Origin of the sequence: Pseudomonas sp. F8002 (genome assembly GCF_013385495.1) — a bacterium.
In the GTDB taxonomy this organism is placed as follows: domain Bacteria; phylum Pseudomonadota; class Gammaproteobacteria; order Pseudomonadales; family Pseudomonadaceae; genus Aquipseudomonas.
Map to the genome: position 1 here is coordinate 46,361 of NZ_JACAPW010000029.1, position 13,921 is coordinate 60,281.

A 13,921-nucleotide genomic window follows, 5' to 3' on the forward strand; every position below is an offset into this window, starting at 1 on the left:
CCAGGTTGCTTCACTGTTGGCGAAACAAGTCATGGGCATCCAGCAACCGATACGCAATCTCCGGCCGCTTCTCCATGCTCTTGCGAATCGCTGCCGGGATCGACTGCCGGGTCTTGCGACACAACCCCGGCAAGTCATCGATAACGATCTGAATCCCGCGCATGCTTTTGACTTCGGTATGACCGGGCGCGATATGCACGCAATGGTCGCCAGGCCAGGACGGATTTAATTCAGGCCATCATGCAGGGCTTGCACCCGGTCACCTTCCTTGACCCGCAGGTTGGCCAGTTCGGTGAAGCGTACCGGCGTGTTGTTGAACGCGGCCAGTACGGCGAGGGTTGGAATGGCATCCTGCATCTGCGAGCCAATGACCACGGCTGCATCTGCGGGAATTGCGCAATCACTGCCTGGGCCTTGGCGTCGGGCTAGGTGAAATCCTGCGGAGTAACCCCATGCCTTACGCCCGAATCTCCCTGTATCGCGGAAAATCCCCCGAGTACCTGAAAGCCCTTTCCCAGGGACTGCATGATGCCCTGGTTGAAAGCTTCAAAATCCCTGTTGCTGATCGCTTCCACGTGATTCACCAACACGACGTTGGCGAGATGATCATCGACCCCAACTGCCTGGGCGGCCCGCGCAGTCATGACTATGGAGTGATCGCGATCACCGGCGGCAAACCTCGGGATACTGAGACCAAGCGACATGAGTGGTTGTTTGCGGGGGGAAGGGGGAATAAGAGGTGTGGGCGCGCCGTCAAGCCAACCGAGTCTGCGCCCGGTTTATTCGTTATATTTTAACGTTCTCGCGGATATTCCAGCCGTACTTGAGCGCTCCACCATCCTTGCCACCATCGGCTTTTTGCGGCTGGTAACTGACCTCGACTTTGGCGAAGTTCAGGCCGACTTCTTCGGTCAGCACATCGCTGGTTGTCACTGCCCCGGTTTCGTAGGACGTCACCATGACTTCCTTGAGCGTAATGACCAGGTACTCCACGGCGCTGGCACCGCCCGCTTTACGAACCACCAGCCGGGCTTCGGGATAATGTTTGCCGGTGGAACACGCCATCATCAGGTTGGGCGTGGACTTGTCCAGAGTCTTGGTAATCGACAGGTTTCTTATATTGACCTTGCCAGCACCGCCACCCGTACCAGAATGCATCGATCCTGATTGTTTCATTCCCCAGCCCCAACTACTGATCTCGATTTCATCACGGTGTGCCTGGTCGTTGGACTCACCCTTGATATCGCCCAGCTTCAAAAACATATCAGTCGCCATTGTTGCTCCTTGTCCTCACTGTCGCCGGTAGTGGCGCGGGGCGTACTTTTCCAATTGGAATGATTGCCCACAAGACGCTGAGATGTGATCGGGAAGTGCCTGTCTGGAAAAGAGGAGTTTTCCGACAATTTTTTAAGCGGATCACTCTTACTCTCTGCGTTCTTGTGCAATCCAGGAGTAAAGGAATGACTTCCAGCGTCTTGAAAGACGGTTTTCCCGCGGCCCATCGCACCACCCGCGAACGGATCGAAGGCAGTATCGACCTCGGCCGATTGTTTGCCGCGATCGATGCCGATCCGGCGATTGCGGGGGCAGGAGTGGTGTACCTCGATGATCAACTGTGGCCGGTGACGTTGCGTGAGTTTCAGCCGATTTGCAGTGTGTTGCCCAAACGGGTGGTTTTGCGTGAAGCGCCGAGGTACATGGCGCGGCTGGATTTTGTACGGGAGCTGCAGAAGGAGCCGAGGGAGTCGCAGGTGGTTTTTGAGGCGCTCGGCGCAGGGTTATCCTGTGGTGCTGCCGTATTGGGTTGGCTGGTTTTCTCGGGTGGCTCAGTTGCTACACCGTTTACGGCTGGCGTAAGTACTGCTGTGGCAGGTATGGCTTTCACAGCAGCCGTGGCAAGCTCTTTTCAATGCGGCGCGGGTCTGTACAGGACTCGTAATGAGATGAAAGACCCTGCGATCAACGATGATCTAAATGAAGCTGAGTGGTATCGCTACGTAATGCCGGTACTGGATGGCGTATCGCTTCTAGGAGCTGGCACGTCCGGTTTGACGACGCTGAAACTCATGCGGGCCAGGAAGGTATCAACTGGCAGGAATTGGTTGGAGTTGTCCAAGGACCTGAGTAGGCAACAGAGAAAAGCGTTGACCAGGGAGCTGTTGACGCTTCGAGCCCCTAATATGGGCAACGCACTACGGAAACTTCAGCAACGCATGGGGACTCTGCCAAAAAGCTACACGGCTACACAAATCAATCAAGCGACGGTCACGCAAATAAAGGATGCGATTGGCGCGTCTATGAGTATTACCGGCAGCGGTTTGTCCGGGAATATTAGAACCGTCGCTATCGGCCTATACGAAGAGTTTGAATGATGGAATTGAGGCATTCACGTCAGGCCTTTCTGGCTCGGTATGGCCCGGTTTTTATTGGTGCTTTTTTTTGCGCGCTTCTTGCGCTTGTTATGGCGAGCGCGCTTTTGGGCAGCACCTATCTACATCGGATTTCTGGTTACCGCAATTACTCGGGTCTTGATATGGGCGTAATGTCAGTGATCTTGTCGGTGGGAAATGCTCTTGTTGTGCGAGGGCGAGCGTGGGGAGTCTGGATAATGGTTGGCTGTTGTGTGCTGAGCTTTTCTGCGGTGATGTTCACTATCAGCTACACACCAGATCTTTTTACTTTCTCGACAGGGCTTTTGTTCTCGCTTCTAGGCCTCTACCTCCTGAACACTAAACGCCACCGCCAAATGCGCGCAGAACTCGTTCTACTTCGCCACGAACGCAAGCGTTACAAAGCCGGTTTTCGGCCCCCGCGTACTCAGGAGATGGCCCAGGCTCGCCTCGAATACAAAACGGCCCGCAGGCTCAAGCGAGAAAATCGCCGCAAATGGAAGGCTGCCCTCAACCCTCGCGAAACAAGTCATGAGCATCCAGCAACCGATACGCAATCTCCGGCCGCTTCTCCATGCCCTTGCGAATCGCCGCCGGAATCGACTGCCGGGTCTTGCGACACAACCCCGGCAAGTCATCGATAACGATCTGAATCCCGCGCATCGTCTTCACTTCCGTATGACCCGGTGCGACATGCACGCGAATGCCCAGTTGCTGGTACATCAGCTGTTGCATGCGCTCAAGGTCGGGCAGGCTTTGCAGGTTTTCGAGGCGTTCGAGCAGGCGTTTTTCTTCCTGGCGCGTCAGGTGCAGGATGCGCGCATCGGCGCCGGGAAGGTCGAGCAGTTGCTCACGATTGCAGTCGCAGACGCCGGGTGGGCAGGGTTGGCGAATCGTCATGCAATCTCCCTCCCGTTACCGGCGCCGGCGGCTTACCAGGTCAGATGGACCCCAAGGCTTTCCAGCTCTTTCCAGTACTCAGGATAGGTCTTGCCGACGCAGTCCGGGTCCTGGATCCTGATCCCCGAGACCTTCAGGCCCGCCAGGGCAAAGCACATGGCGATGCGGTGGTCAGCGTGGGTGTCAATCAGCGCGTTGCAGGTGGTACCCGCCAAGGCCGGATCGCTGGCTACCAGCAAGTCATCACCTTCAATGGTCGCCAGGCCCGGACGGATTTCATTCAGACCGTCATGCAGTGCCTGCACCCGATCACATTCCTTGACCCGCAGGTTGGCCAGTTCCGTGAAACGTACCGGTGTGTTGTTGAACGCGGCGAGCACGGCGAGGGTGGGGATTGCGTCCTGCATCTGCGAACCGACAACCACCGGTTGCATGTGCGGGAACTGCGCGATCACTTCCTGGGCCTTGGCATCGGGCTGGGTGAAATCCTGCGGGGCGACACCAAGGTCGATGCGGCCACCGGTCAGCACTTCAGCGGCCCACAAATAGGTGGCGGCGGAAGCGTCAGGTTCGATCAGGTAATCGTGGGCGGTGTAGCCGGTCGGGGCCACGCGCCAGGTGCTTTCATCGACGATGTCCACCTGGGCACCGAAGGCGCGCATGCAGTCCAGGGTCAGGTCGACATAGCCACGGGCGCCAATGTCCTTGCCGGTCAGTGCCACTTCAATCGGGGCTTCGCCGCACGCCGCCAGCATCAACAGCGCCGACACGTACTGGCTCGACAGGCCGCCGTCGATCTCGAAACGCTTGGCTTGCACGCGGCCAGTGCCATGGACGGTCACGGGTGGGCAACCGGTAGGGCTGTCGACCTGGATGCCATTCTGGCCGAGGGTCGCCAGCAGCGGGCCGATCGGGCGTTTTTGCATGTAGGCGTCGCCGTCCAGCACCACGGTGCCTTGTACGGTGGCCACGGCGGCGGTGAGAAAGCGCATCGCGGTGCCGGCGTTGCCGAGAAACAAAGGCTGCGCCGGCAATTGCAGCTTGCCCAGGCTGGTGACGACGAACGTGGTGTCGTCCGGTTCATCGATCACCACGCCCATCTGCCGCAGGGCCACCGACATGTGGCGGGTGTCATCGCTTTTCAGCGCGCCGCTCAAGCGACTGGTGCCCTTGGCCAGGGCCGCCAGCAGCAGGGCACGGTTGGTAATGGATTTGGAGCCGGGGGGCGCTACCTTGCCGTTCAATGGAAAGTTGGGCGGTGTAACGGTCACGGTTTTCTGCGAACTCAAGGTACAAGGCTCCTGCTTCAAGGCGGGTGGCGTTTGGCGGACACGAATAATCGGCCAAACACGCCACCCTTGTCGAGCATGGATCTACGCCTCCAGCCCTGCCACCGGCTTCCAGGCGGCCAGTGGTGTCAGGAAATGCAGCTCAAAGCGCCGCTCGCTGAACGCCCATTGCCCTTGCCGGCGTTCGAACCGATCGTGATAAAGACCGCTGATCTGCACCTGCCCCAGTTCGTTATGGGTGCACAGGCAATCCACCGCAACCCTCGCGCTGGCGGTATCGCCGCTGATGTCGATCAGCGGGTTGGCCATCCAGTGATGCATATGCGGCATGGCTGCCCAGTTGAGGTGGGCGGAAGCTATGATCGCGGCGACGCCGTCATGGCAGCCGAACGCGGCACCGGGGTCCAGCCGTGCGTCGTCGTGCCAGATGCTGCGCAGCAGCGTTTCGTCGCGGGCGTCGAAGGCGTGGGCGTACTCATTGATCAGGCGCTCCAGGGCGAAGCGGGTTTCCAGCTGTTCTACGCGGGCGATGAGGTCGGTCATGACAGAGGCCTTTATTGAGGGAAATCGGTGGAGGTGGACAGCGAGCGCCAGCGTTCAAGATCAGCGCGAACCTGGTCCAGCTTGGCTTCGACGACACTCAGCGCATCGCTGCCAGCGACGAAGCGCAACGGCGGTGCTGCCAGAGCCGCCAATTGCACAACCGCCAGGCCGAGTCGGTACGGGTCGCCGATTTGCCGGTGATTACGAGCCTCGAAGACCGCCAGCGTGCGGGCGCGAAATTCGGCGTAATCCTCAAGTGCCCGGGTGCCGAGCTTGAGCATGCGGCTGTCGAGAAAGTCAGTACGAAACGCCCCGGGCTCCAACAGCGTCAGGCGGATGCCGAACTCGGCGACTTCCTCGGCCAGGGCTTCGGAAAACCCTTCAATCGCAAACTTCGACGCCGAATACATCGAGGCCCCACGCACGCCCTTGAAGCCGCCATTGGACGACATCATCACCAGGTGCCCGCTGCGCTGGCGGCGCATCACCGGCAGCACTGCGCGGGTGACGTTGAAGGTGCCGAACACGTTGGTCGCGAACTGACGCTCGATGGCCTCGGGCTCGACTTCCTCGAATGGCCCGAACTGTCCGTAGCCTGCGTTATTGACCAGCACATCGATGCGTCCGAATCGCGCCACTGCTGCGGTCACCACCGTTTGGGCCTGTTGCTCATCGCGGATGTCCAGCGCGGCGGTCATCACCTGGTCGCTGCTGTAGGTCTGGTCCAGACGGGCCAGGTCAAGGTCGGTGGCTACCACCTGGTCGCCGTTGACCAGCGCCGCGCGGGCGATGCCGGCACCCAGGCCGCCGGCGCTGCCGGTAATCATCCAGACTCGGCTCATAGCGGCATCTCGCTGCCGATCCAGTCGAGGATCGAAGCGTGACGCGGCGCCCAACCCAGCTCGGCGCGAGCGCGCTTGGCCTTGACCCGGCTATTGGTGCCGAAGGTGTAATGCACATGCATCGGGTCCCAATGTTGCTCGGCTTCTTCGGCTGGCCATGACTGCACCGCGCCCAGGTTCATGCGCTTGGCCAGTGCGGCGGCCATATCGATAAACGACGCCTCACCGTTTTCCAGAAAGTAAAACGCGCCGGCCGGGGCTTTTTCCACGGCCAGCAGGAACAGTTGCGCGACGTCATCAATGTGCACGTTGGACCAGCGATTGACCCCGGCCCCGACGATACGCATCACCCCGGTTTCCCGGGCACGGGCCATCAGGAACGGCAGTTGGAAGCTGTGATCGGTCAATCCATGGCCCACGCCATAGATGTTGCTCGGGCAGATCACCACGCTGCGAATATCTTGGTCGGCGGCAGCCATCATGCGCAGGTCAATGTCGTAGCGGGCTTGCTTGGGGGCCTCGATGATGAAGGGGGTGTCTTCGTCAAAGATGTGTTCGGACAAGGTATTACCCAACGCGTCATCGCCGATGATGCTGGAGCCGCTGGTGTGGATCAGCAGTTTGCCCGAGCCACGCAGCGCCTCGATGAACGCGTCGACGGCACCGGCGTGGTCGCTGTTGGCAGCATCGATCACGGCGTCGGCCTGGCGTGCTTCGTCGATCAGTAATTGGCGGTCATCCAGGCTGCCGATCACCGGGGTGATGCCCTGGGCCTGCAAGCGCCCGGCTTTCTGCGGGTCGCGCAGCAGGCCGCGCACGCTGTGCCCTTGGGCGATCAAGTGATGGGCAACGCTGCCGCCGACGAAACCATTGGCACCGGTAAGGAAAATCTTCATGGGAAAAAGCCTGTGGCTGGGGAACGAGCCACCACCATAGGCGTGAACAATTAGCGGAAAAACAGGCCTGAGTTCTGTTTAGAATGGACTCCAGAGTCCTTAATGGGTAAGCGTATGGAAAGCCTGAATGCCATCGGCGTGTTTGTCGCGGCAGCTGAAGCCCGCAGCTTTGTCGGTGCTGGCAGGACGCTGGGCATCTCGGCGTCGGCGGTGAGCAAGAGCATCGCCCGGCTGGAAGCAAAGTTTGGTGTGCGGCTGTTTCATCGCAGCACCCGCAGCATCACCCTCACGGCCCAGGGTACGCAATTTGTCGAGCGCTGCCGGCGAGTCCTGGCGGAGCTGGAAGTGGCGGGTGAAGAGCTGTCGCAAACCCTTGTCGCGCCCCAGGGCCCGCTGCGGGTTGGCCTGCCGATGATTGCCCGGCCGTTCCTGGCGATGTTCGGCGAGTTCCAGGCGCTGTACCCGCAGATCCAGCTGGACCTGGATTTCAACGACCGCCTGGCGGACGTGATTGCCGAAGGTTTCGACGCGGTAATCCGCAGCGGTGTACCGAAGGATTCCGGGCTGTCGGCGCGTCCGCTGGGCACCTATCGAATGTTGGTCGTTGGCTCCCCGGACTATCTGGCTCGGAACGGAACGCCGCGTTGCCCGGAAGACCTGTACGCACATCGCTGCATCCATTTCCGCTTTCCCGCCTCCGGCAAACTCCAGGCCTGGCAGATGCGCCGCGACGAGCGAGCGCTGGAGCTTGAGCTGCCGCGCTCGATGATCTGCAATTCGGTGGAAGGACGCATGGAGCTGGCGGTGCAGGGCCAGGGCCTGACTTATGCGGCCGACTTCGTGGTGCGCGAGGCACTCGCGGCCGGGCATCTGGTGGAGGTGCTTGGGGATTACACCTGGGAGGGTGGCCAGTTCAACCTGCTGTGGCCGTCGGGGCGGCAGGTGCCGCCCAAGCTGCGGGTGTTTATCGAATTTATTGTTGCCAATATGCCGTTGGTACGTGGGACGTCTTAACCCGGCATGCGGCCATTCAAGTCGCCGTAGGTGAACGCCTTCAGCTCATGGATATCGAGTTTCCCGGTTCGCAGGAAACCTTCGGCCAGGCTGTGCATGATGCCATACAGGAATTCGGCGATGCTCGAGCCGGCCGTGAGGCGGCGTACGCCCAAGGCTTGCAGCGTCTCGGGCGCGGGCAGGCCGGCCCAGGCCAGCACGTTGACTGGCAAGTTGGTCGCCTGGCAGAGCTGCTGGATTTCGTGCTCCAGGTGGATGCCGGCGGCAAACAGCCCGTCGGCGCCTGCGCCCTGGTACAACGCGGCGCGCTTGAGGAGTTCTTCAAGGCGCTGTGGCTCCGGGGCCAATCCTTTCAAATACACGTCGCTGCGGGCATTGATAAACAGCTTCACGCCACAGTTGTCAGCCACACGACGGGCGACTTCGATCTTGCGGGCCAGCAGTTCAGGCGTGCCGGCACCGTCCTCGATGTTAATCCCGACGGCACCGGCGTCGATCACCGCCTTGATCACCCGGCCCACGTGCTCCGGGTCGTCGGAATAACCGGCCTCGATGTCCACGCTCAGCGGCACATCGATGACGCGGGCGATGGACTGCACGGTGCTCACCAGCAACGGCAGAGGCAGTTGATTGCCGTCCTTGTAGCCATGGGTCCAGGCGACTGCGGCGCTGCTGGTGGCGACGGCCTGGCTGCCCAGTTGCGCCACCAGGCGCGCACCGCCGGCATCGGCAACGTTGGGCAGGATCAGCAATTGGGCGTGGTGCAGGGCGTGGAAGGCGGTGGCGTGGGCGGTCATGGCGGGTCAGTCCTTTGAGTGGGCTTTGTTGTTGAAGGCGCCTGTCATATCAAGAATCGGCCCGGCATCGCAATCGATAACACACCACTGGTCGACATTTCCCACGTTGATGTCGATTGAGCGCCTGATTGATCGACTACAGGCACAACAACCCGTCGAATCAGGAGAGTGATCATGTCTTACGTAGATGGCTGTGTGATCGCGGTGCCCACCGCAAACCGCGAACAATTCATCCAGCATGCCAAGGCCGCCGCCGTGGTGTTCAAGGACCATGGCGCGCTGAATATCATCGAGTGCTGGGGCGATGACGTGCCCCAGGGGCAGGTGACCTCGTTTCCCATGGCGGTCAAGCTCAAGGAGGATGAAACCGTGGTGTTTTCCTGGATCGTCTGGCCGTCGCGGCAGGTGCGTGACGCCGGGATGAGCAAGGTGATGGAAGACCCGCGCCTGAAGGCAGACGTCAATCCGATGCCGTTTGATGGGCAACGGATGATCTATGGCGGGTTTGAGATGATCCTCAACACCTGAGGCCAGGCGTTCATGGACAGCCGCTGTAGTCCGATCGCCTGTCGCAGGGTAGGACCGACGATAACTCTGGTGCAAGACCAGTGCGAAAGCTACGCAAAACAAGGACATGACGCGATTTGTCTGACAGGAACGTCGGGTAGACAACCCGGCGAGGTGGGCTAAGTTCAAGGCGCTTCCCATGAGGGGAAGTCTTCAATCAAGGAGTGACTGAAATGAACAAACCCCAGACTCAACTCAGGCATGGTCGCGTCGTGACACCCGCCAGCCGTGGCTCGGTGGCGGTAGAGCGTGGCCTGCTGGAAAACTGGCAAGTCAACGAAATGGAAGGCGGCAAGAACTTCCCGGCCCTCAACGCCGGGCCGTTTCCGGCGCCCTATGAAACCGACGATCAAAGCGTCACGCCGCCCGCCGACGGGCACATCCTCAGCGGCGGCAAGACCGATGCCCGCGACTGCGTGAACTTCACCGACGAAGAAATGGCTAAAAAGCTCAACACTCCGTTTAACTGGCCGTTGTTGAATGTTGAAGCCGGCCAGGTGTTCAAGGTGCAGTGGGATTACACCGCCGCGCACGTGACTCGTGGCTATCGCTGGTTGATCACCCGGGACGGTTGGGATCCCAGGCAGCGCATCAGCCGCGCCCAACTGGAGGCCAAGCCTTTCTTCGAGGACTTCTATACCCAGGTGCCGTATTACCAGCACTCGGCCGAACTGAAGGCCAAGGTTGAACATCAGGTGACATTGCCCAAGGGCAAGAAGGGCCGGCATGTGCTGGTGTTGATGTGGATCGTGGCCAACACCGGCAATGCGTTCTATCAGGCGTTTGACGTCGATTTCAACTAGCGGCAACTGAATCTGGAGGAACAACATAAATGTGGCGAGGGAGCTTGCTCCCTCGCCACAGGTGTTGCGTTCAGCGCTGGGCCAACCAGTAGTCGTGCAACGCACGGGCGGCCGGTTCGATGGCGGCTACCCGTTGCTGATGGGCGTCAACATCCAGGTCTGCCGGCAGTTCAAAGTTGTCCTGCTCGGCGCACCAGGAAATCTTTTCCAGTTGCCCGGCCTGTTCGGCAGGCAGCTCTGGCCAGTTGCCGATAGCGGCGCCACGGATATAACCAAAGCACCATTCTTCCGCCAGGGTCAGTGGCTGGTCCTGATGCTCGGTTTCCTCGAAACGTGCCTTGAAACCCTGGGCGTCGGTCGCCAGTTGCGTGGCAATGGCGTTCATATGGCGCACGCACAGTTCAAGGAACTGGCCAGCTTCTTCCGGGCTTTCCCAATCCGGGTTCTGCCCACCAAAGATACCGGGGAACCATTCGGCAACCTCCACCTGCGCGGGGCTTGAAACCAGGGCGGTGAAGTAACCGTCGAGCTCGGCCAGGTTCAGCACCGAGTGGTCGTCGCCGTACTTGAGCAGGGTGTCGTCGATGAACTCGAAATCGGCGGGGGCGAGGGGTTGGTCGTGCATGGGCATATCCTTTGTGCGTGGAACGCCGCTGATGGGGCGGCTTAAAGCGCGGAGGATGGCGCGTGTCGGGGTTTTAATCCAGCTTCTTCAACGCTTTTCCCACAGGACGCACAGCTTGCTCATGCACATCGAACCTGCCACCGCGAGAATGATCGGCACCAGGAAGTCATGGTCGATGCGGGTGAATTCCGCCACCAGCACGATTGCCGTCAACGGCATGCTCATGCTCGATGCCAGGAACGCCGCCGCACCGATGATCGCGAACGCCCCCAGCGGCACGCCGGGCCACAGCAGGCTCCAGGCGCCGCCGAGGATGATGGCGAGCAGGGCGCCGTTGGCCAGCGCCGGGGTCAGCAAACCGCCTTCGGCACCGGCGCGCAGGCTGCTCGCAGTGATCAGTACCTTGACCACCAGCAGCACCGCGGCGAGGCCGATGGTCAGCTCATTGTCAAAGCCCAGCTGCGCCGGGCCCTTGCCGTTGCCGAGGATCTGCGGCAGGAAAATCGCCAGGCCCCCGATGATCGTGAAGTTGATCAACGACAGTACCGGCAACCGCCAGCCACGGGCGGCGTTGCTGCGGGCCGCGCCGGTCAGCCGGGTGAATCCGTAGGCGGCCAGGCCAAACACCGGCCCGCCGGCCAGCGCCCAGGCGATCAAGCCTGGGCTGAGCACAAAGTGCGGCACCACGTATTGCGCCTCTGCGCCCAAGCCAATCCAGGCCACCGACGCGCCGATGGCCGAGGTGGCCAACGCAATCACTGCCGCCGGCCAACTGAACACACCCACCAACACTTCGAGCACAAACACCGCGCCGCCCAACGGCACGTTGTACACCGCCGCCAGCCCGGCGCCCGCACCGCAGGCGACGATCAGCCGATGCATGTCCGGCGCCAGTCGCGCCCGCTGTGACAACCAGGTGGCGGCCAGCGCGCCGACTTCCCGTGGCGCCACTTCACGGCCCAATGGCGAGCCGAGGGCCACAGTGATGATTTGCAGCACGGCGTGGGCGAGGGTGGTCTTGGGCGGCATGATCGGTGCCTGGGCGGAGACCGCCTGCTTGATGCTCACCAACGGGCGGCCATAGTGGTAGATCAACCACCAACCCACACCGGCCACCAGGCCACAGGTGATCAGCACCAGCACCCGGCGTTCGGGCGCGGCGGCGGTGACGCCGAGCAAAAAGGTTTCATGGCTGATCAGGCTGTCGAGGCTGTAGCCGTAGGCCAGATGCTGGATGCCGTGCAGCAGCAAGGCGAGCAGCATGCCGCCCAGGCCGGCGCCGATGCCGGTGAAGATGACGACAAGTGCGAGAATCAGCAGCGAACGGATTTTTGAGGGCATGAAGGGTCCAGGGAGCCGGGTTTCCGAGCCCGATTCTATAGCGCAATGGTGACGCCATAGCCCCGAGATGTAATGCACATGCGCGAACTGGCCTTCCACAACATTGCATTACGTTCAGATTACTTTAACGGCCCGGCCAATTGCCTGAATCGGACCTGTCGGCTTGCCGGTTTTCGACCCGCCGGGATTTTCCAGGGTCAGCTCAAACAGCTGGTTCGGCGCCAGTGGCGGGAGTTTGTCCAGGGGCACAGATAACGTCTGCCCCGGCTTGACCAAGCCCAGCGACACCGGGCCTTGCCAGTCTTCGCCCTTGGTCCAGAACTGCAGCGTCTTGTCTGCCGGTACTTCCATGATGCCCAGGGGAATCAGCTGGATTTCCTGGGTATTGCTCGCCTGGATTACCCAGCCCGGGGCCTGGTTTTGCGGGGCTACCAGCACCACCACATACGCGGTCGGGTTGATGGCGACCGTACGGGTCAACAGCAGTGTCGCCAATACCAGGCTCGCCGCGATGCCGGCGCCGGCCAGTCCGCGCCACAACGCCAGCCTGTTCCACCATGAGACCGGCGAGTCCCGGGTGGCTGAATGCCCCAGGCTGCTCTCGATGCGTCGCCATAAATACACCGAAGGCGTTGCCGGGGCGGCCTGTCCAGTCAGTGGCAGCAGGCGCTGTTCCCAGGCGTCCACTGCCGCACGCAAGTCGGCATCGGTGGCCAGGCGCTGTTCCACCTCGGTGCGTTGCTCGGTGGGCAAGGTGCCCAGCACATATTCGCTGGCCAGTTCGTCGATGCTGTTCATGCCATGCACTCACGCAATGCCGCGAGGCTGCGTTTGATCCACGCTTTCACGGTACCCAGCGGGGTGCCGAGTTTGTGCGCGATTTCGCTGTGGGAATAACCGTCTACATACGCATGCAGGATGCAGTTGCGGCGGGCCGGGTCGAGTTGTTCGAGGCAGCTGTAGATCCGCCCCGAGTGCGCCTGATAGTCGAAGGTGTCAGCGCGCTCTGCGCTTTCATGCTCTTCGCTGAGGGGCACCTCGCGTCCATTGCTGCGCACGGCATTTAGCGCCAGGTGCCGGGTCACGCTGTATACCCAGCCGCGGGCCGAGCCTCTGTGCGGGTCAAAACTGGCCGCGCCGTTCCAGATCTTGATGAAGGCGTCATGCACGATATCTTCGGCCACGGCCTTGTCACGCACGATGCGCAACGCGACCCCCAGCAGCCGGCTGCTTTCCTGTTGATACAGCCGGCGCAAGGCCGGTTGTTCGCCACGGGCGCAGGCCAGCAGGCAGGCTTGATAGTCAAAATCGGCTTCAGGCAAAGACAGGTTCCCAGGTGGAGGCCCCGGCGGTGAGCCCGGGGCGCTTTCGCAGCAGCGTAGACGAATCTGGTCAGTTGGCCGCCCAGAAGATGTAGTCGGCCTGGTATTTGACCACTTCCTGCTTGCCCTTGTTGGCCGCCGTGCATTCCGTGCCTGGCGCCACGCCGCCCTTGAGGGCCACCCGCTGGATATACGCGACGCCACTCATCGCGCCCTTGCCTTCGGCGGGGTTGGCCTTGACCAGTTGATAAGGCAGGTTGCCAGGGCTGGACGGCGCCACGGCCAACTGGGTGCCGGTGACTTTCGAACCATCCTTGGCCTGCCAGGTGGCCGGCGGGCCGAAGTAGCTACCGACCTGCTGGCCACTGCGGTCATTGAGCACCGCCTTGGGCCCGACGAAAAACCATTCGGTCTGGCCGACAGCATTGGCCTTGTCCCGGCATTCGTAGGTGATTTCGCCGACTCCGGTGGTTTCCATGGTCACCTTGTGGCCGTCCGGCACCTTGATGCTGTCGGGTAAACCGGTCTGGGCAAAGGCAGTCGGTGCAGCGGCGAAAAGGCAGGTCACGCAGAACAGGGCTTTGGCGTTCAT

Annotated in this window: 17 protein-coding genes and 2 pseudogenes; 5 read left to right on the forward strand and 14 right to left on the reverse strand. The window is 61.2% G+C overall.

The window, feature by feature from the left end:
- Positions 1-10: 10 nt before the first annotated feature.
- Together HX811_RS21000 and HX811_RS21005 are read right to left on the reverse strand one after the other, a co-directional pair.
- Positions 11-199, reverse strand: a pseudogene (locus tag HX811_RS21000) (hypothetical protein); the annotation flags it as partial.
- A 29-nt stretch (positions 200-228) separates the two neighbouring features.
- Positions 229-452, reverse strand: a pseudogene (locus HX811_RS21005) (3-phosphoshikimate 1-carboxyvinyltransferase); the annotation flags it as partial.
- On the opposite strand from HX811_RS21005, the gene HX811_RS21010 reads away from it, so the two are divergent.
- Positions 453-797, forward strand: coding sequence for a tautomerase family protein (locus HX811_RS21010; RefSeq protein ID WP_218172355.1), 345 nt, complete (start codon positions 453-455; stop codon positions 795-797).
- Here the strand turns inward: HX811_RS21010 and HX811_RS21015 are convergent.
- A complete protein-coding gene (locus HX811_RS21015; protein ID WP_177047195.1) occupies positions 787-1,275 on the reverse strand; it encodes a type VI secretion system tube protein Hcp in 489 nt (162 codons plus the stop codon). The genes HX811_RS21010 and HX811_RS21015 overlap by 11 nt on opposite strands.
- Positions 1,276-1,460: 185 nt before the next feature.
- Here HX811_RS21015 and HX811_RS21020 point away from each other — a divergent pair, with 185 nt between their 5' ends.
- Entirely contained in the window at positions 1,461-2,372 is a 912-nt protein-coding gene (locus tag HX811_RS21020) for an NAD synthetase (protein WP_177047196.1), read from the forward strand.
- 528 nt (positions 2,373-2,900) lie between these two features.
- Here the strand turns inward: HX811_RS21020 and HX811_RS21025 are convergent.
- The 5 genes from HX811_RS21025 to HX811_RS21045 all read right to left on the reverse strand — a co-directional run bounded on the left by HX811_RS21025 (position 2,901) and on the right by HX811_RS21045 (position 6,860).
- Positions 2,901-3,290 (reverse strand): hypothetical protein, encoded by a 390-nt coding sequence (locus tag HX811_RS21025; RefSeq protein WP_087692705.1) that lies wholly within the window; start codon positions 3,288-3,290, stop codon positions 2,901-2,903.
- Positions 3,291-3,322: 32 nt separating this feature from the next.
- Positions 3,323-4,579, reverse strand: a complete 1,257-nt coding sequence (gene aroA, locus HX811_RS21030) for a 3-phosphoshikimate 1-carboxyvinyltransferase (RefSeq protein WP_177029163.1) — start codon at positions 4,577-4,579, stop codon at positions 3,323-3,325.
- A gap of 84 nt (positions 4,580-4,663) precedes the next feature.
- Entirely contained in the window at positions 4,664-5,122 is a 459-nt protein-coding gene (locus HX811_RS21035; RefSeq protein ID WP_177047197.1) for a nuclear transport factor 2 family protein, read from the reverse strand.
- An 11-nt stretch (positions 5,123-5,133) separates the two neighbouring features.
- Entirely contained in the window at positions 5,134-5,964 is an 831-nt protein-coding gene (locus HX811_RS21040) for an SDR family NAD(P)-dependent oxidoreductase (RefSeq protein ID WP_177047198.1), read from the reverse strand.
- A complete protein-coding gene (locus tag HX811_RS21045; RefSeq protein ID WP_177047199.1) occupies positions 5,961-6,860 on the reverse strand; it encodes an NAD-dependent epimerase/dehydratase family protein in 900 nt (299 codons plus the stop codon). The genes HX811_RS21040 and HX811_RS21045 overlap by 4 nt, the downstream gene beginning before the upstream one ends.
- A 114-nt stretch (positions 6,861-6,974) precedes the next feature.
- On the opposite strand from HX811_RS21045, the gene HX811_RS21050 reads away from it, so the two are divergent.
- On the forward strand, positions 6,975-7,874 hold the full coding sequence (locus HX811_RS21050; protein WP_177047284.1) for a LysR family transcriptional regulator: 900 nt from the start codon (positions 6,975-6,977) through the stop codon (positions 7,872-7,874).
- Here HX811_RS21050 and HX811_RS21055 read toward each other — a convergent pair.
- Positions 7,871-8,671 carry an isocitrate lyase/phosphoenolpyruvate mutase family protein gene (locus HX811_RS21055; protein ID WP_177047200.1) on the reverse strand — a complete coding sequence of 267 codons (801 nt, stop codon included), beginning with the start codon at positions 8,669-8,671 and terminating at the stop codon, positions 7,871-7,873. The genes HX811_RS21050 and HX811_RS21055 overlap by 4 nt on opposite strands.
- Positions 8,672-8,845: 174 nt before the next feature.
- On the opposite strand from HX811_RS21055, the gene HX811_RS21060 reads away from it, so the two are divergent.
- On the forward strand, positions 8,846-9,199 hold the full coding sequence (locus tag HX811_RS21060) for a DUF1428 domain-containing protein (protein ID WP_003215254.1): 354 nt from the start codon (positions 8,846-8,848) through the stop codon (positions 9,197-9,199).
- A gap of 212 nt (positions 9,200-9,411) precedes the next feature.
- Positions 9,412-10,041: a lytic polysaccharide monooxygenase auxiliary activity family 9 protein gene (locus tag HX811_RS21065; protein WP_102605856.1), complete on the forward strand. Its 630-nt coding sequence runs from the start codon at positions 9,412-9,414 to the stop codon at positions 10,039-10,041.
- Positions 10,042-10,111: 70 nt separating this feature from the next.
- Here HX811_RS21065 and HX811_RS21070 read toward each other — a convergent pair whose 3' ends face one another.
- The 5 genes from HX811_RS21070 to HX811_RS21090 all read right to left on the reverse strand — a co-directional run bounded on the left by HX811_RS21070 (position 10,112) and on the right by HX811_RS21090 (position 13,921).
- Positions 10,112-10,666, reverse strand: a complete 555-nt coding sequence (locus tag HX811_RS21070) for a UPF0149 family protein (protein WP_177047201.1) — start codon at positions 10,664-10,666, stop codon at positions 10,112-10,114.
- An 87-nt stretch (positions 10,667-10,753) separates the two neighbouring features.
- Complete coding sequence (locus HX811_RS21075; RefSeq protein WP_177047204.1) at positions 10,754-12,007, reverse strand: chloride channel protein; 1,254 nt, start codon at positions 12,005-12,007, stop codon at positions 10,754-10,756.
- Between the two features lie 114 nt (positions 12,008-12,121).
- Positions 12,122-12,805: an anti-sigma factor domain-containing protein gene (locus HX811_RS21080; RefSeq protein ID WP_177047205.1), complete on the reverse strand. Its 684-nt coding sequence runs from the start codon at positions 12,803-12,805 to the stop codon at positions 12,122-12,124.
- Complete coding sequence (locus HX811_RS21085) at positions 12,802-13,329, reverse strand: sigma-70 family RNA polymerase sigma factor (RefSeq protein ID WP_008430807.1); 528 nt, start codon at positions 13,327-13,329, stop codon at positions 12,802-12,804. The genes HX811_RS21080 and HX811_RS21085 overlap by 4 nt, the downstream gene beginning before the upstream one ends.
- A gap of 70 nt (positions 13,330-13,399) precedes the next feature.
- On the reverse strand, positions 13,400-13,921 hold the full coding sequence (locus HX811_RS21090; protein WP_177047207.1) for a DUF3455 domain-containing protein: 522 nt from the start codon (positions 13,919-13,921) through the stop codon (positions 13,400-13,402).